Source organism: Sphingomonas sp. SL1004 (assembly GCF_057815015.1).
This window is the reverse complement of sequence record NZ_JBYMUX010000001.1, coordinates 340,088-356,480: the sequence shown is the minus strand read 5'-3', so window position 1 is coordinate 356,480 and position 16,393 is coordinate 340,088. Positions and strand designations below refer to the sequence as shown.

Genomic DNA, 16,393 nt, shown 5'->3' with positions numbered 1-16,393 from the left:
TGCTGCGGCGTTTACGGCGATGGCATCGCGCGCGCCAGCTTAGCATCTGGAAACTGCGCGTTACCCTCGCTAGGCCAATCGGATGGACACCGATATCGCCATCGCCCGCAGCGTCGCGCTGCGCCCCATCGCCACCATCGCGGATAGCCTGGGCATCCCGGACGCGGCGATCGAGCCCTATGGTCGCTACAAGGCGAAGATCGCGCTCGACTGGCTCGAAACGCGTAAGAGCGGCGCTAAAGGACGGCTGATTCTCGTCACCGCGATCAATCCGACTCCCGCGGGCGAAGGAAAGACCACCACCTCGATCGGGCTGGCCGATGCGCTGCGTCATACCGGACGGAAAGCGGTCCTCGCGCTCCGCGAACCCTCGCTCGGCCCGTGCTTCGGCACCAAGGGCGGCGCGACCGGGGGCGGCCGCGCGCAGGTCGCGCCGATGGAGGACATAAACCTCCACTTCACCGGCGATTTCCACGCGATAACCGCGGCGCACAATCTGCTTGCGGCGATGATCGACAACCATATCCACTGGGGCAACGCGCTCCAGATCGACGTGCGGCGCGTGGTCTGGCGGCGGGTGCTCGACATGAACGACCGGGCGCTACGCGATATCGTCCAGTCGATCGGCGGTGTCGCCAATGGGTATCCGCGGGAGTCGGGGTTCGACATCACCGTCGCGTCGGAGGTCATGGCGATCCTGTGTCTTGCCAACGACCTGGCCGACATGGAGCGCCGGTTGGGCGATATCGTCGTCGCCTACACGCGCGACCGTACGCCGATCACCGCGCGCGACCTGAAGGCCGACGGCGCGATGGCGGTGCTGCTGGCGGAGGCGATCAAGCCCAACCTCGTCCAGTCGCTCGAAGGCACGCCGGCGTTCCTCCACGGTGGCCCGTTCGCCAACATCGCGCATGGTTGCAACTCGGTGATCGCGACGCGGGCGGCGTTGTCGCTCGGCGATTATGTCGTCACCGAAGCGGGGTTCGGCGCGGACCTGGGTGCGGAGAAGTTCTTCGACATCAAGTGCCGCCAGGCGGGGCTCGCTCCCGATGCGGTCGTGATCGTCGCTACCGCACGCGCGCTCAAGATGAACGGCGGCGTTGCGAAGGCCGATCTCGCGCAGGAGAATGTCGAGGCGGTGCGCAAGGGTGCGGTCAATCTCGTCCGCCATATCGAGAACATCCGCCAGTTCGGCGTTCCCGCGATCGTCGCGATCAACCATTTTTACACCGACAGTGATGCGGAGATCGCCGCGATCGTCGAGGCCGCGGCGCAGCACGGTTCACGTGCGATCCTGTGCCGGCATTGGGCCGAGGGCGGCGCGGGCGCGGTCGAGTTGGCCGATGCGGTCGCCGATATCTGCGAGACTCATGGCGGCGGGTTCGCGCCGATCTATGGCGACGAGCTGTCGCTGTTCGACAAGATCGATACCGTCGCGAGGCGGATTTATCGCGCGGAGCATGCGGTGGCGGAGCCTAGCGTGCTGGCGCAACTCAAGCGCTGGGAGGATGCGGGGTATGGCCACCTGCCCGTGTGCCTTGCCAAGACGCAGTACAGCTTCTCGACGGACCCGGCCTTGTTGGGCGCGCCGACCGGGCACATCGTGCCGGTCCGCGAAGTCCGCCTCGCCGCCGGCGCGGGGTTCGTGGTGGCGATCTGCGGCGAGATCATGACGATGCCGGGCTTGCCCCGCGTGCCGGCGGCGGAGGCGATCCATCTGAATGGCGAGGGGCTGATCGAGGGGCTGTTCTGATTGCGGCTCTAGCGCAGCAGCCCCCATCAAGCCGGATATAGGGGAGCTGATACCTAACGCAGTTCGCACTTCCGTGTTCTCCCGCGAAGGCGGGAGCCCAGACTGGGTCCCCGCCTTCGCGGGGAAACACGCTTTCGTCGGTCCATGAGGATATGCCTGGACCCGAGCGGACCCTAATGGTGCGCCACAACCGATGGCTCAGGCCTCGCGCAGCTGCAACGATCGGCTCTCGTCGACAACAACCGATACCCCGCGATAATCTACGATCGTAGGATGCGACGTCTTCACTCCGTGTGAATGCGTGGCCGTGATCACCAGCACGTCAGCGCCGGCCGCCTCGCCCGCCGCGATCCCGGCGGCGGCGTCCTCGAACACCAGGCAATCACCAGCCGCCACACCGAGGCGTTCGGCTGCGACCAGGAAACAGTCGGGCGCGGGTTTGCCGTTGGGGATGTCGTCGGCGGCGATCATCGTTGCGGGGATTGGCAGGCCGGCGGCCTTGAGCCGGACTTCGGCGAGTGCGCGGGGGGCGGAGGTGACGATCGTCCAACGTTCGGGCGACAGGCTGGCCAGGAACGCCGCGGCGCCGGCGATCGGTTCGATGTCATCGACGTCTTCCATCTCGGCGGCGGTGATCGCGGCGGCTTCGGCGACCGGGTCGATGCCGGGGAGGTTCAGGCGTCGAACCGTCTCCACGGATTGCACGCCGTGGATGGTCGGCACGAACGTCGCGGCGTCGAGGCCGTGTGCGATCGCCCATTTGGTCCAGGTGCGCTCGGCCGACGCGATCGAGGTGAGGATCGTGCCGTCCATGTCGAATAGGAACGCGGCGTAGCTGCGGGTGGGGAGGGTCATTCGAGTGCTCGTGATGGGGTTTGGTGGGTTGGGCAAGGCGGTTTGATTCTGTGCTCCGCACCACCCCGGCGAAGGCCGGGGCCCAATTGGGATGTCGGAGGTAACGACGCGATACAGCTGATCACGATCGTTGCCCAATTGGGCCCCGGCCCTCGCCGGGGTGGCAGTGGTCGTGGTACCGGGGATCGACTGCACAAAGAAAAGGCCGCCCCGGTTTCCCGGAGCGGCCTGTATTCCTACATCAAGCCAAAGCTTAGATGTCGTCGCCGAGTGCGCCCTTGACGCTGCCCTTGACGTTCTGCGCAGTGCCCTTGGCCTGCTGCGCTTCGCCTTCGGCGACCAGCTTCTCGTTGTCGGTCGCCTTGCCGACGGCTTCCTTGACGTTGCCTGCAACCTTGTTGCCTGCTGCTGCGACCTTGTCGGTGAACTCGCCCATCAGAGCCTCCACTTGTTGTGCGGGCCCGCCAACCGGGCCGCTTGAACTTGCGAAGGTATAACGGCCGTCTTTACCGTGGGTTCCGTGACGTTTGCGTCATGACCCCGTTTGCGCTCAGGCGTTTCAGATCAGGCCGGCAAGCGGACTCGACGGATCGGCATAGCGGCGCTGGCCCATCCGCCCGGCGCGATAGGCGAGCCGCCCCGATTCGACCGCGGCCTTCATTGCCGCCGCCATCATCAGCGGGTCCTTCGCCTCGGCGATGGCCGTGTTCATCAGCACGCCGTCGCAGCCGAGTTCCATCGCCACCGCCGCATCCGACGCGGTGCCGACGCCGGCGTCGACCAGCACGGGCACCCCTGCCCCCTCGACGATCAGCCGGATCGTCACGCGGTTCTGGATGCCGAGCCCCGAGCCGATCGGCGCGCCCAGCGGCATGATCGCGACCGCGCCGGCGTTCTCGAGGCGCTTGGTGGCGATCGGATCGTCGACGCAATAGACCATCGGCTTGAAGCCCTCGTTCGCGAGGATCTCGGTCGCGCGGAGCGTCTCGACCATGTCGGGATACAGCGTCTTCGCCTCGCCGAGCACTTCGAGCTTCACCAGCTCCCAGCCGCCCGCCTCGCGCGCCAGTCGCAGCGTGCGAATCGCCGATTCGGCGTCGAAGCAGCCGGCGGTGTTGGGGAGGTAGGTGATCTTCTTGGGGTCGATGAAGTCGGTCAGCATCGGCGCGTTGCGATCGGACACGTTGACGCGGCGGACGGCGACGGTGACGATCTCCGCGCCGGAAGCCTCGACTGCCGCCGCATTCTGCGCGAAGTCCTTGTACTTGCCGGTGCCGACGATCAGCCTCGACTTGAAGGTCTGGCCCGCGACCGTCCAGCTGTCCTCGTGGTCCCCGCCACCGACGAAATGCACGATCTCGAGGTCGTCGCCGTCCTCGACCATCACGTCGGCCAAGGTCGAGCGCGGCACGACCTCCATGTTGCGCTCAACCGCGATCTTCTCCGGTACGAGGCCGAGTTCGGTCGCGAGTCCTGCCAGCGAGAGCCCGGCGGAGACGCGCTTGTGTTCGCCGTTCACGGTGATGGAGACTGTGCCGTCAGTGTGGGGCATGCAAAAACTTTCCGTTCGTTTCGAGCCCTCGACATGGCTCCGGCAGGCTGTTCGAGAAACCACCCGTCCGCCGCTGGTCTCATGTCTCGACTTCGCTCGACACGAACGGGTAAGGGTGGGACGACACATATAGTCGCGCGGCATCGACGCCCGCAACCGCCGAGACCCGAACCGGAGATCCTCTTGCCCGATACCGTCCGAGATACCGTCACTGCGACAGTGTTCGTCCTGAACGGCCCCAACCTCAACCTGCTGGGAACGCGCGAGCCGGAGATCTATGGCGACGAGACGCTCGACGATATCGCCGGGATGCTGGAGGACCGCGCGCGCGAGCTCGACCTGGAGATCGACATGCGCCAGTCGAATCACGAGGGACACCTCGTCGACTGGATCCAGGAAGCGCAGGCGCGTGGTGCCAAGGCCGTGATCCTCAACGCGGGTGCGTTCACGCATACCTCGGTCGCGGTGCACGACGCGATCAAGGGCGTGAAGACGCCGGTGATCGAAGTGCATCTTTCCAATCCCCATACGCGTGAATCGTTCAGGCATGTGAGCCTGGTCGGGCAAGCGGCGAAGGGTACGATCGCGGGTTTCGGCGCGCTTTCGTATCTGCTCGCGCTTGAAGCCGTCGCACGGTTCTGACAGGAGGCCCCGCCATGAACGATACAACCGAAAACACCGGTGCGATGCAGGTCGATGTGACCCTGGTGCGCCAGCTCGCCGAACTGCTCGACACCACGCAGCTGACCGAGATCGAAGTCGAGGACGGCTCGCGCCGCATCCGCGTCGCGCGCAAGGCCGCCCAGGCTGCCCCCGTCGCGCATTACGCGCCGGCGCCCGCTCCGGCCCCCGTCTCGGCACCATTGTCGATCCCGCAGGCCGAGGTCGGCGCGTCCGCCCCCGCGATCAGCGCAGGCGCAGTCAAGTCGCCGATGGTCGGCACCGTCTATCTCGCCGCCAACCCCGAGGCGAAGCCATTCTCGACCGTCGGCCAGAAGGTCAATGCGGGCGACACGCTGCTGATCATCGAGGCTATGAAGGTGATGAACACGATCGTCGCGCCTTCGGCCGGCACCGTGACCGCGATCCTGGTCGAGAACGGCCAGCCGGTCGAGTTCGACCAGCCGCTGGTCGTGGTGGAATAATGCCGCAAATCAAGAAGCTGCTCATTGCGAATCGCGGCGAGATCGCGCTGCGGATTCACCGTGCCTGCCACGAGATGGGCATCAAGACGGTGGCGGTGCATTCGACTGCCGACGCCGACGCGATGCACGTCCGGCTCGCAGACGAGGCGATCTGCATCGGACCGCCGTCCGCCGCCGACAGCTATCTGAACATCCCGAACATCATCTCGGCCGCCGAAATCTCGGGCGCGGACGCGATCCATCCGGGCTACGGCTTCCTCAGCGAGAACGCGCAGTTCGCCGAGATCGTCGAGCTGCACAACATCTTGTTCGTTGGCCCCAAGCCCGAGCACATCCGGACGATGGGCGACAAGGTCCAGGCCAAGCGCACCGCGGGCGCTCTCGGGCTTCCGCTCGTCCCCGGTTCGGACGGCGCGATCAGCGATATCGCCGAGGCCAAGCGGATCGCCGAGGACATCGGCTATCCGGTGATCATCAAGGCGGCCTCGGGCGGCGGCGGTCGCGGGATGAAGGTCGTCAACGACGCCGACGAACTCGAAACGCAGATGCAGCAGGCCGGCAGCGAGGCGAAGGCCGCGTTCGGCGACGCTACCGTCTACATGGAAAAATACCTCGGCAATCCGCGGCATATCGAATTCCAGATCTTCGGCGACGGTGAAGGCAATGCGATTCATCTCGGTGAGCGCGACTGCTCGTTGCAGCGTCGCCACCAGAAGGTGCTCGAGGAAGCCCCCTCGCCGATCATCACCGCCGAAGAGCGCGAGCGGATGGGCGGGATCGTCGCCAAGGCGATGGCCGACATGGGCTATCGCGGCGCCGGGACGATCGAGTTCCTGTGGGAAGCGGGCGAATTCTACTTCATCGAGATGAACACCCGGCTTCAGGTCGAGCATCCGGTGACCGAGATGATCACCGGGCTGGACCTCGTGCGCGAGCAGATCCGCGTGGCCGAGGGGCATCCGCTGACGCTCCGTCAGGAAGACGTCCAGTTCCGCGGCCACGCGATCGAATGCCGCATCAACGCCGAGGACCCGCGCACGTTCGCGCCGTCGCCGGGGCTGGTGAAGGTGTATCACGCGCCGGGCGGGATGCACGTGCGTGTCGATAGCGGGCTGTATGCGGGGTATCGCGTACCACCTTACTACGACTCGATGATCGCCAAGCTGATCGTCTATGGGACGACTCGTCAGGGTGCGTTGCGCCGATTGCGGCGTGCGCTCGAGGAGATGGTGATCGAGGGCGTCACGACGACGATCCCGCTGCACCGTGCGCTGCTCGACGATCCCGAGTTCCAGGAAGGTGCGTACACGATCAAGTGGCTGGAAGAGTGGTTGGCCAAGCAGGGGGCGTGACTTCCCCACGGTACTAAGCTTGTTCTCCCGCCTTCGCGGGAGAACAAGAAGTGGGTAAGACCTCCGTTCAGGCCGGGGCTAGTTCGAGATGACGGAGCATTCGTGAAGGCGACGATCTACCACAACCCGCGCTGCTCCAAGTCCCGCGAGGCGCTCGCCCTGCTGCAAGAGGCCGGAGCGGACGTCACGATCGTCGAATACCTGAAGACCCCGCCCTCCCGCGCGGAACTCGTCCGCCTCTATGACCGCGCGAGCATGACGCCGCGCCAGGGGCTCCGCATGGCCGAGGACGGCGCCAAGGCGGTCAAGCATGGCGATGCCGAAGCAATCCTCGACGCGATGATGACCGATCCGCTGCTGATCGAGCGCCCGCTGGTCGAGACTGACAAGGGCGTCCGGCTCGGCCGCCCAATCGCGCGGCTGCACGAAATCCTGTGATCGCCTCCCCTGCCCTTGGATTGCGCACGCACCGCCAAGGTGCCGCAATTTCGGGCAGTGAAATCAATGATATTCCGCGGTTGCCCGAGGGCGCCGCGGCTGGCACGCTTGGTGCAAGGCGCCCTTCAGGGCGGACGGCTCGCTCGCAAGGGCGAGGGTTTCAACGACAATCGGGGGCGTACCTGTGAAAAAGATCGAAGCCATCATCAAGCCGTTCAAGCTGGATGAGGTGAAGGAAGCGCTGCACGAGATCGGCGTGAGCGGCATCACCGTGACCGAGGCCAAGGGTTTCGGCCGACAGAAAGGCCACACCGAACTGTACCGCGGCGCGGAATATGTCGTCGACTTCCTGCCCAAGGTGAAGCTCGAGGTCGTCGTCGAAGACGGGCTCGCGCAACGCGTCGTCGAGGCGATCGCCGCGGCCGCACAGACCGGCCGGATCGGCGACGGCAAGATCTTCGTCATTCCGGTTGAGAGTGCGCTTCGCATCCGCACCGGCGAGCGCGACGATGACGCAATCTAGGTCTTAGTCCCGCATATTGCGTTGACGAAGAGTGATGAGATCGTCATTTGACGCGGCGCAACATTGTGTGGAAATCTCAATCCATACCGCAATTAGATTCCTCGCATGGCGCGGCGGAAATCTCAAAACGAAGGGCAAGCATCATGGCGAATTCGGCCTCCGACGTTCTCAATATGATCAAGGACCAGGAGATCGAGTGGGTCGATCTGCGGTTCACCGATCCCAAGGGCAAGTGGCAGCATCTGACGATGGTCGCCAGCCTGATCGGCGAAGACGAGCTGACCGACGGCCTGATGTTCGACGGCTCGTCGATCGAGGGCTGGAAGGCGATCAACGAGAGCGACATGACGCTCAAGCCCGATCTCGACGCGGTCTATGTCGATCCGTTCTCGGCGACGCCGATGATGATCCTGATCTGCGACATCAGCGATCCGTCGACCGGCGAGCTGTACGCCCGCGATCCGCGCTCGACCGCCAAGCGCGCCGAGGCGTATCTGCTGACCACCGGCGTCGGCGACACCGTGTATGTCGGCCCCGAAGCCGAATTCTTCATGTTCGACGACGTCCGCTTCGAGAACAGCTATTCGACCAGCTACTACAAGATCGACGACATCGAGCTGCCGGGCAATTCAGGTCGCGAATATGAGGGCGGCAACCTCGGCCACCGTCCACGCGCCAAGGGCGGTTACTTCCCGGTCGCGCCGGTCGACTCGGCCGTCGACATCCGCGGCGAGATGGTCTCGACGATGATCGAGATGGGCTTGCCCTGCGACAAGCATCACCACGAAGTCGCGGCCGCGCAGCATGAGCTGGGCCTGACCTTCGGCACGCTGACGCAGACCGCGGATCGCATGCAGATCTACAAGTACGTCGTCCACCAGGTCGCGCATGCGTACGGCAAGACCGCGACGTTCATGCCGAAGCCGATCAAGGAGGACAACGGTTCGGGGATGCACACGCATTTCTCGATCTGGGAAGGCAAGACGCCGCTGTTCGCCGGCAACGGCTATGCGGGTCTCAGCGACATGTGCCTGTATTTCATCGGCGGCATCATCAAGCATGCCAAGGCGGTCAACGCGTTCACCAACCCGTCGACCAACAGCTACAAGCGCCTTGTCCCCGGCTACGAGGCACCGGTGCTGCTGGCGTATTCGGCACGCAACCGCTCGGCCTCGTGCCGCATTCCTTACGGCACCGGCCCCAAGGCGAAGCGCGTCGAAGTGCGGTTCCCCGACGCGCTGGCCAACCCGTATCTCGCTTACGCGGCGCTGATGATGGCCGGCATGGATGGCATCCTGAACAAGATCCATCCGGGCGAGGCGATGGACAAGAACCTGTACGACCTGCCGCCGGCAGAGCTCGCCCAGGTCCCGACCGTCGCGGGTTCGCTCCGCGAGGCGCTCGAATGCCTGCTCGCGGATCACGACTTCCTGCTGAAGGGCGACGTGTTCTCGAAGGATCAGATCGAGAGCTATGTCGAGATCAAGTACGCCGAGGTTGCGCGTTGGGAGATGACGCCTAGCCCGGTTGAATATGATATGTATTACAGCGGCTGAGGCGCTCGGCGCACGCGGCCAGCGCAAGCTGACCGCGAGATGCCGAAGCCCGGCCGGCGTCGCGAACCGCGACGACCGACGGCGTGGCTTTGCCACGTCGCTGAATAGGAAGAGGGCGCGCGGAGCAATCCGGGCGCCCTTTTTCTGTTGTTACGCCAAACTCCTTGAGCCGTGTGGCAGCTGAACCACGATCCGGTGACCTCAGCTATCCCGTCACCCCAGCGTAAGCTGGGGTCTCCCTTGTGGGGCGAGACGTCTGACTCACGCTGATATCCCAGCTTTCGCTGGAATGACGGTAGGGTGTGGGCCGGAGTGCATCCACGCCAACCATGTTTCCCCGCGAAGGCGGGGACCCAGTCTGGGCTCCCGCCTTCGCGGGAGGACACGGGGGGGGTAGCCTCGGTTAACTTCGCGCGTTGGGTCCGATTGATCGACCGCTAGAGCCACCCATATCCCAATCGCAACGCACCGCCCCCAAAACCCAAGGAACACCCGTGACCGAAGACAGCGGCAACAGCGCCGGACGCGCGATCCCTAGCGGCCGCCTCGCCCGCCTTGGCGTCTTCGGCAAACTCGCGGGCGGCGTGGCAGGCGGAGTCGTCGCAGAAGGCGCCCGCCGCCTCGCCAACGGAGAACGTCCCAGGATCGGCGACCTGCTCCTCACCCCCGCCAACGCCACGCGCGTCGCCGACCAGCTCTCTCACCTCCGCGGCGCCGCGATGAAGCTAGGGCAAATGATCTCGATGGACGCGGGGGACATGCTCTCGCCCGAGCTCGCGACCATCCTCGCGCGGCTGCGCAACAACGCGCACCACATGCCGCCGCAGCAGCTCGACCGCGTGCTCGCCGCCGAATGGGGCAAGGACTGGCGCCGCCGCTTCGCGCATTTCCAGGCGCACCCGGTCGCCGCCGCCTCGATCGGCCAGGTCCACCGCGCGCGGCTGCCCGACGGCACCGAACTGGCGATCAAGGTCCAGTATCCCGGCGTGAAGGAGAGCATCGACGCGGACGTCGACAACGTCGCGACGCTGCTGCGCGTGTCGGGCATGCTCCCCAAGTCGCTCGACATTGCGCCGCTGCTCGACGAGGCGAAGAAGCAACTCCACGAGGAAGCCGACTACCTTCGCGAGGCGCAGATGCTGGCGCGCTACGGCGACCTGCTGGCCGACCAGCCGCAGTTCGTCGTCCCCACACTCTATTCCGAGCTGACCACGCCGCGCGTCCTTGCGATGAGCTTCGTCACCGGCGTGCCCGTCGAGACGCTGGAGACCGCGCCGCAAGACGTCCGCGACCGCGTGATGCACGACCTGATCTCGCTTGTGCTGCGCGAGTTGTTCGACTGGCGTCTGATGCAGACCGATCCGAACTTCGCCAACTACCGCTGGCAGCCCGAGACGGAAAAGCTCGTCCTGCTCGATTTCGGCGCTGCCCGCCCCCTCCCCGCCGAAACCGGAGAAGGCTATCGTCGCCTGCTTACCGCAGCCCTCGCCGGCGACCGTGACGCGGTGCGCGAAGCCGCGATTGCGGCGGGTTTCCTCGGCGAAGCAGCCGTGCTCCAGCACCGCGCATTGGTCGACCGGATGATCGACGTGATCCTCGCCGAGCTCGCCAAGCCCGGCCCATTCGACTTCGGCGACCGCGCGTTCGTCGGCGTGCTTCGCGAACAAGGTACCGAGATCGCGCGCGACCGCGACACGTGGCATTTGCCGCCGATCGACACGCTGTTCGTCCAGCGCAAGATCAGCGGTACCGCCCTGCTCGCCGCCCGCCTGAAAGCGCGCGTCGATGTGCGCGCATTGATCCAGCATTCCTTCGGCGAAGCAACGCTCTAGGCCGCCGCCCAACCTTCCGTATAAGGCGGCATGACCAGTCCGACCGCCCCCATCCCGCTCAAAACCATCGTCATCGTCGGCGGCGGCACCGCGGGCTGGATCGCGGCGGCGATGCTCGCACGGTTCGTGCCGCGCGCGACGAAGATTCGGCTGGTCGAGTCGGATGCGATCGGCACGGTCGGCGTCGGCGAGGCGACGATCCCGCAGATCCGCCTGCTCACCACCGCGCTCGGCATCGATGAGAACGCGATGCTCGCCGCCACGCAAGGCACGTTCAAGCTCGGGATCGAGTTCGTCGACTGGACCAAACCCGGCAGCCGCTATCTGCACGCGTTCGGCGCGGTCGGGCGCGGCTTGGGCGTCGTTCCGTTCCACCATCACTGGCTTCGCGGCCGCGCGGCGGGGATCGCCGGGCCGCTCGGCGACTATATGCCGACCGCGATGGCGTCCGCCCAAGCCAAGTTCGATCGCCATCCCGAGCTCGCCTACGCCTATCATTTCGACGCGACGCTGCTGGCCGGCTTCCTGCGCCGGACCGCGGAAGCCGGCGGCGTCGACCGGATCGAAGGCCGCATCGTCGCCGCGTCGCGTGATGCGCAAAGCGGCGACGTCACCAGCGTCACGCTCGACGACGGCAGGAGCGTCGAAGCCGATTTCTTCCTCGACTGCTCGGGCTTCCGTTCGCTGCTGCTCGGCGAGACGTTGGCGGTTCCCTTCGAGGACTGGGGGCGCTGGCTTCCCTGCGACCGGGCGATGGCGGTCGCTTGTCGATCGACCGCGCCGCTGTTGCCCTACACCCGCGCGACGGCGCGACCGGTCGGCTGGCAATGGCGCATTCCGCTCCAGCACCGGACCGGCAACGGCCTGGTATACGCGGCGGCGCATCTGTCCGACGACGAGGCGGCGGTGCGCCTGCTGGCCAATCTCGACGGCGACGTCATCGGGGAACCGCGCCCGCTGCGTTTCGCCACCGGCAAACGCGCGCGGTTCTGGGATCACAACGTGATTGCTCTGGGGCTCGCGTCCGGGTTCATGGAGCCGCTCGAATCGACCAGCATCCATATGGTCCAGTCGGCAGTCGCGCGATTGCTCGGGCTGTTCCCTGCGGCGGGTGACACCGGGCACGCGCGCGCCATCTATAATCGGCAGACCCATGCCGAATATGACCTGATCCGCGACTTCCTGATCCTGCACTATCATGCCAACCAGCGCGACGAGCCGTTCTGGCGCCAGTGCCGCGAGGCTGCGCTCCCCGATACGCTGGCCGACAAGATCGCGCAGTTCCGCAGCGGTGCGATCCTGGCGCCCGATCCCGGCGACCTGTTCACCGAACCGGCGTGGTTGCAGGTAATGATCGGACAGGGAGTCGAGCCCGAGACGTGGTCTCCGCTCGCCGAAGCCATGCCAGTTGCGCATCTCACGCAATTCCTGGCGGGCATTCAGGCGCGAAGCGCCGCTATCGTCGAAGCACTGCCTCGCCATGCGGAGACGGTGGCGCGGCATTGTGCGGCAAAGCCCGCATGATCAGATGCGCGGTTGCCAAGTCCAGCGCCCGCAACGGCGTCTCGAGAGCCGCTTCGTAGCCGGCCAATGCCCGTTCGGCATCGATCGCGCCGGTTGTCGGCACGGCGGTCATACGAACTGCGGATCGTCGACGGGTTCGGCGATCGTCGCGACCGGCTGGCCGATCATCGCCATGAGGTGACGCAGCACCGAATAATGAAACGCGCTGGCGAACTTCAGCCCGGCCTGGCGATCGGCCGACCACATGATCGTCGCACGCATCGGCTGCAACCCGGCAAAACGCAGCGTAACGACCTGCCCCGGCACGGCGTAATAACCGAGATCGAGTCGGCAGCCCTGGCAGGATATGTCGAGGATCGTCACGGCGAAATCGCACGCGCGACCTTCGCGGAGGGTTACGGGCATCGCCACTTGGTAGCGGTTCAGCGTGCGGCGATCGGTGGTCGGCTTGGGCAACTGGCGCACTGTCGGGATCCGTCGTCGAAGGGGGGGAAGTCAGGCGACCAGCACGGACTTGCCGCACCGCACGCCGTTGATCTGGACGTCGGCCTGGCCGACGCGCACGCCCAGCAGGCTGGTAAGCTCGGTGATCAGCGAATCGAGTGCGGGAGCCGCGACCGCCAGAGCGCTGCCGACTGCCGCGGAGATCGCCGACAGGTTCAGGCCGAGCCCGAGAAGATTCACCCTGAGATCGAGACCGCGGACCAGCGATGCAGCAAGCCCTTGGGTCAGATCGCCGGTAGACACCGATTTGATGCGGTTCTGGGCGATGTCGTCCGGGCTGAACGTCACCCGCTGTGCCGTCACGCCGCCGAGCTTCACGTCGACATAGCCGCTGACGTCGACCAGCAGGACGTGCGCGATCGTCGCGCGCTGTCCGACGATCGGCTGGGTGAAGTCGTTCAATCGGCTGGTCGTGATATCGGCGACCATGACGTTGCCGACGCTGGGCGTGACGTCGAGACCGACAGTCGCGGAGGATACGCCCTGCGCGCACGAGATTCGTCCGAGCGATGCCTGCGCCGATGCCAGCTCGACGAAAATCGGCAGGCGCAGCGATACCAATCCCAGCGTTGCCGGACCGGCGATCTGCGTGTCGATATACAGCCTGGTCTGCGCGGTCCGCACGATGACCGCATTGTCCTTCGCGATCCCGAGCCATGGCGAACTCGTGGTGCGTTGCCCGCTGGCCATCATCACCTGCGTCGAGAGCAGCCCCGGAACGGCCAGTCCCGCCCCGAGCGCCACGGTGCGCTGTCCGTTGGCAAGCTGGAGGATTTCGCGAAGGCCCGAATAACTGTCGAACGAGAAGACATTGGCGGGATCCACCTCGCGCTGCCCCGATAACGGCCCGAGATCGATCAGTTTCGACAATTGGACGGTCGTCGGCGGCAGCTTCACGGCGATCGACCGCAGCGCCGCCGCCGCAGTCGGATTGGTGGCCGCCGCCGCCAGCGCCTCGACCGCCTTGGGCAGCGTTACCGTCGTCGCCAGCGTCTCCCCGAACGTCGCGGCATCGAGATTAAGCTGGGTCCGCAACGCGCCCGCGAAGGCGAGCGCATCGACATCCGTCGACAGCAGCGCGTTATAGTCCATCAGCGACAGGTTCAGGCTGGTCCCGGCAAGCCCCGACAGCAGCGCACCCGGCAGCCCGCCCGAAACTCCGGCCAGCCGCGTACCGAGCGAGAACGCCGCCATGTCGGTGCGCGCCGCCATTGCCGTCGCGGTCACGCGCGTCGTCGGCCGACCGACGATCAGCCGTCCGAAGAACAGCGGCACGTCCTGGTTCAACGTCACCTTCGCGGCATTCGCACCGACCGCGTCGGGCGACGGATCGGCGACGAACCGCGCGCTTGCCGCCATGCTCGGATCGCGCGTGTACTTTCCGCGCACGAGGCTGGCGATCGTCGTGTTGGCAGTTCCGCCGAGTGCAACCGCGGCGCGCGCGCCCTGCATGGGATCGGCGACGTTGCTGGTCGCGCCCAGCGCCGCGGCATCGGCGACCCCCTGCAACTGCCGCTTGGCGACGTACATCGATCCCATGTCGACCCCCAGCGCGGCCGCCCCGATCAGCATCGCCATCGCACCCGCCGTCAGCACCGTGACATAGCCGCGGCGATCCGCCGCGAGCCGCCCCGTTGATCCGACCGTTCGTCCGGCCGCCCACCCGATCATGCCGCCGCCCACGCGCTCAGACTCCGCCCAGCAGGACCGCGGCGCTGCGGCTGATCGTCTTGCTCGGCATCGGCACCAGCCCGATCGAGAGCAACGGATCCGCGGCAGCATTGTACGACAGGCGGACGACGATCGTCGCGCCGTCGTCCTCGACCATGATCGTGACCTTCGATCCATCGAGCGTGCTGCCACGCGCGAACCCGGCACTCACCGACTTCGCCACGATCGCGTAGCGCTCGTCCTTGGTCAGCCCCGATATCGCCGAGCGCGCAGCGTCGTTCGCAGTCTGCTGAACCGTATGCGAGACGAAAAACCATTCACCATAGGCCATGATCCCGAACAACAGCGTCAGCAGCATGGGCAGGGTGATCGCCATCTCGATCAGCGCCACACCGCGGCGATCGCCCGCGCATCGCAGCAACGAGCGGAGGATTCTGTCCCGCCGCCAGCGCATTGTCGATGCTCGGTTGGTAATCATGCTCCTCATTTGGAACAGACTTGGTAAAACACAGGTTAGATACGCGGACACCGCTTCGACGCATACTACACACAACCGTTACGAGTTTAGATCAAACCGTTTTGATCTGTATTTTACTATAGAGCACCGCACGGTAAGTGGTTATCACCGTCGTAACGGTCGATTTTACACGCCGTACACCTTTACGGATAAATCAATTGTGGCCTCGGTCGCGATCGGGGGTTCTGGTGGGTACGGTCGGATCGGGCGCCGCCTGATCCTGCAGGCGTCGATCGCGATAGAATGGACGGGTGGCGAACTTGCACAAAACCGAGATGGTCAGTTCGGCCGACATCGTTCGGAATTTCGGTTTATGGCAGGATCGTGCATCGCATGCACCCGTGGTGGTCACGAACCGCGGTCGCCCGCGCTATGTCCTGGTGTCGTTCGATCAATGGCAGACCAGCGACGATCGGACCGCGCCACCGGTGGCGCCTGCGACCGAACGCGACGCGGAGTACAAGGCGCTGGTCGAACGGATGGCGGGTGGCTTCGTGATCCTCGACGAGGCGCTGGCGGTGCGCGAGATGTCGACAGCGGCGGCGGTATTGATCGGGTGTCCGGTCGACACGGCACGCGGTTCACCGATCGCGCCGCTACTCGACCGGCTGGGCATTGGTGTCGCGGTCGCGGAGATACGGCGCGTGCTTCAGTCGGGTGAGGATTCGCGGTTCGACCTGCCATTGCCGGGCGATCACAACCGGCGTCTGCGCGGCCACGTCTATCCGTGGGTGACGGGCGTCGCGCTGAGCCTGACGCCCTATTACGAGACGCAGGCCGATCTGTGGCTCGGCGAACAACGCGCGCTGGAAAAAGCCCGTAACGAACATGGCGGCGTGTTCGTATTGCGGTTGAGCGTTCGCGGCACCGTCGCGATGGTGGACGACAAGGCGGTGGCGCTGCTCGGCCTTACCCGCGAGCGCATCCTTCAGGCGCGCTTCGTCGATCTGCTTGCGCTCTCCGCCCGCGCCGAGGCGCGTGACGCGATCGAGGCGGTGCTGAGCGGCGCGGCGGACGCGACCGCTTTCGAAAGTGCGATCCTGACGAACGGGGGCGAGGAACGCTGCGTGACGATCGCACTCGCACCGATCGCCGACGGGTTCGCGATCGGCGGCGCGATGGTGTTGTGCACGGCGGCGGGGTGCACGGCGGCAGCCTGACGGGCGACAGT

At 65.8% G+C, this 16,393-nt stretch carries 16 protein-coding genes; 10 read left to right on the top strand and 6 right to left on the bottom strand.

From position 1 onward, the window contains the following. The first annotated feature begins 82 nt into the window (after window positions 1-82). Window positions 83-1,753, top strand: coding sequence for a formate--tetrahydrofolate ligase (locus AC3D24_RS01665; RefSeq protein ID WP_489027615.1), 1,671 nt, complete (start codon window positions 83-85; stop codon window positions 1,751-1,753). 198 nt (window positions 1,754-1,951) lie between these two features. Here the strand turns inward: AC3D24_RS01665 and AC3D24_RS01660 are convergent, their stop codons facing one another. The 3 genes from AC3D24_RS01660 to thiS all read right to left on the bottom strand — a co-directional run bounded on the left by AC3D24_RS01660 (window position 1,952) and on the right by thiS (window position 4,160). Next, on the bottom strand, window positions 1,952-2,608 hold the full coding sequence (locus AC3D24_RS01660; RefSeq protein WP_489027613.1) for an HAD-IA family hydrolase: 657 nt from the start codon (window positions 2,606-2,608) through the stop codon (window positions 1,952-1,954). Window positions 2,609-2,861: 253 nt separating this feature from the next. Next, on the bottom strand, window positions 2,862-3,044 hold the full coding sequence (locus tag AC3D24_RS01655; RefSeq protein ID WP_056050734.1) for a CsbD family protein: 183 nt from the start codon (window positions 3,042-3,044) through the stop codon (window positions 2,862-2,864). Window positions 3,045-3,167: 123 nt separating this feature from the next. Further along, entirely contained in the window at window positions 3,168-4,160 is a 993-nt protein-coding gene (thiS, locus tag AC3D24_RS01650; protein ID WP_489027610.1) for a sulfur carrier protein ThiS, read from the bottom strand. Window positions 4,161-4,343: 183 nt separating this feature from the next. On the opposite strand from thiS, the gene aroQ reads away from it, so the two are divergent. The 8 genes from aroQ (at window position 4,344) to AC3D24_RS01610 (ending at window position 12,530) form a co-directional block, all read left to right on the top strand. Beyond that, entirely contained in the window at window positions 4,344-4,802 is a 459-nt protein-coding gene (gene aroQ, locus AC3D24_RS01645; RefSeq protein WP_489027609.1) for a type II 3-dehydroquinate dehydratase, read from the top strand. A gap of 14 nt (window positions 4,803-4,816) precedes the next feature. Continuing rightward, window positions 4,817-5,305 carry an acetyl-CoA carboxylase biotin carboxyl carrier protein gene (accB, locus tag AC3D24_RS01640; RefSeq protein WP_489027607.1) on the top strand — a complete coding sequence of 163 codons (489 nt, stop codon included), beginning with the start codon at window positions 4,817-4,819 and terminating at the stop codon, window positions 5,303-5,305. Continuing rightward, on the top strand, window positions 5,305-6,657 hold the full coding sequence (gene accC / locus AC3D24_RS01635; RefSeq protein WP_489027605.1) for an acetyl-CoA carboxylase biotin carboxylase subunit: 1,353 nt from the start codon (window positions 5,305-5,307) through the stop codon (window positions 6,655-6,657). Before accB ends, accC begins: the two co-directional genes overlap by 1 nt. A 102-nt stretch (window positions 6,658-6,759) precedes the next feature. Then, complete coding sequence (locus AC3D24_RS01630; protein WP_489027603.1) at window positions 6,760-7,095, top strand: arsenate reductase family protein; 336 nt, start codon at window positions 6,760-6,762, stop codon at window positions 7,093-7,095. 184 nt (window positions 7,096-7,279) lie between these two features. After that, window positions 7,280-7,618 (top strand): P-II family nitrogen regulator, encoded by a 339-nt coding sequence (locus AC3D24_RS01625; protein WP_055875939.1) that lies wholly within the window; start codon window positions 7,280-7,282, stop codon window positions 7,616-7,618. A 143-nt stretch (window positions 7,619-7,761) separates the two neighbouring features. Continuing rightward, window positions 7,762-9,174 carry a type I glutamate--ammonia ligase gene (gene glnA / locus AC3D24_RS01620; RefSeq protein WP_056062965.1) on the top strand — a complete coding sequence of 471 codons (1,413 nt, stop codon included), beginning with the start codon at window positions 7,762-7,764 and terminating at the stop codon, window positions 9,172-9,174. Between the two features lie 494 nt (window positions 9,175-9,668). Then, window positions 9,669-11,006, top strand: a complete 1,338-nt coding sequence (locus AC3D24_RS01615) for an ABC1 kinase family protein (protein WP_489027599.1) — start codon at window positions 9,669-9,671, stop codon at window positions 11,004-11,006. Between the two features lie 30 nt (window positions 11,007-11,036). Beyond that, entirely contained in the window at window positions 11,037-12,530 is a 1,494-nt protein-coding gene (locus tag AC3D24_RS01610; protein WP_489027597.1) for a tryptophan halogenase family protein, read from the top strand. A gap of 108 nt (window positions 12,531-12,638) precedes the next feature. On the opposite strand, the gene AC3D24_RS01605 is transcribed toward AC3D24_RS01610, so the two are convergent. Genes AC3D24_RS01605 through AC3D24_RS01595 form a run of 3 tightly spaced genes read right to left on the bottom strand, consistent with a single transcriptional unit; the run spans window position 12,639 to window position 15,159 of the window. Beyond that, window positions 12,639-12,995 carry a PilZ domain-containing protein gene (locus tag AC3D24_RS01605; RefSeq protein WP_489027595.1) on the bottom strand — a complete coding sequence of 119 codons (357 nt, stop codon included), beginning with the start codon at window positions 12,993-12,995 and terminating at the stop codon, window positions 12,639-12,641. A gap of 30 nt (window positions 12,996-13,025) precedes the next feature. Continuing rightward, window positions 13,026-14,705 (bottom strand): pilus assembly protein TadG-related protein, encoded by a 1,680-nt coding sequence (locus AC3D24_RS01600; RefSeq protein WP_489027593.1) that lies wholly within the window; start codon window positions 14,703-14,705, stop codon window positions 13,026-13,028. Between the two features lie 16 nt (window positions 14,706-14,721). Further along, a complete protein-coding gene (locus AC3D24_RS01595; protein ID WP_489027591.1) occupies window positions 14,722-15,159 on the bottom strand; it encodes a TadE/TadG family type IV pilus assembly protein in 438 nt (145 codons plus the stop codon). Between the two features lie 314 nt (window positions 15,160-15,473). Between AC3D24_RS01595 and AC3D24_RS01590 the strand changes: the two genes are divergently transcribed. Beyond that, window positions 15,474-16,382 (top strand): hypothetical protein, encoded by a 909-nt coding sequence (locus tag AC3D24_RS01590; RefSeq protein ID WP_489027589.1) that lies wholly within the window; start codon window positions 15,474-15,476, stop codon window positions 16,380-16,382. Window positions 16,383-16,393 lie beyond the last annotated feature (11 nt).

Excerpts from the sequence above, each read along its gene's own strand:
- AC3D24_RS01655 (WP_056050734.1), bottom strand. The coding sequence starts at position 3,044 with ATGGGCGAGTTCACCGACAAGGTCGCAGCAGCAGGCAACAAGGTTGCA.
- accC (WP_489027605.1), top strand. The coding sequence starts at position 5,305 with ATGCCGCAAATCAAGAAGCTGCTCATTGCGAATCGCGGCGAGATCGCG.
- AC3D24_RS01665 (WP_489027615.1), top strand. The coding sequence starts at position 83 with ATGGACACCGATATCGCCATCGCCCGCAGCGTCGCGCTGCGCCCCATC.
- accB (WP_489027607.1), top strand. The coding sequence starts at position 4,817 with ATGAACGATACAACCGAAAACACCGGTGCGATGCAGGTCGATGTGACC.
- AC3D24_RS01610 (WP_489027597.1), top strand. The coding sequence starts at position 11,037 with ATGACCAGTCCGACCGCCCCCATCCCGCTCAAAACCATCGTCATCGTC.
- AC3D24_RS01595 (WP_489027591.1), bottom strand. The coding sequence starts at position 15,159 with ATGCGCTGGCGGCGGGACAGAATCCTCCGCTCGTTGCTGCGATGCGCG.
- glnA (WP_056062965.1), top strand. The coding sequence starts at position 7,762 with ATGGCGAATTCGGCCTCCGACGTTCTCAATATGATCAAGGACCAGGAG.
- AC3D24_RS01660 (WP_489027613.1), bottom strand. The coding sequence starts at position 2,608 with ATGACCCTCCCCACCCGCAGCTACGCCGCGTTCCTATTCGACATGGAC.
- AC3D24_RS01600 (WP_489027593.1), bottom strand. The coding sequence starts at position 14,705 with ATGATCGGGTGGGCGGCCGGACGAACGGTCGGATCAACGGGGCGGCTC.
- thiS (WP_489027610.1), bottom strand. The coding sequence starts at position 4,160 with ATGCCCCACACTGACGGCACAGTCTCCATCACCGTGAACGGCGAACAC.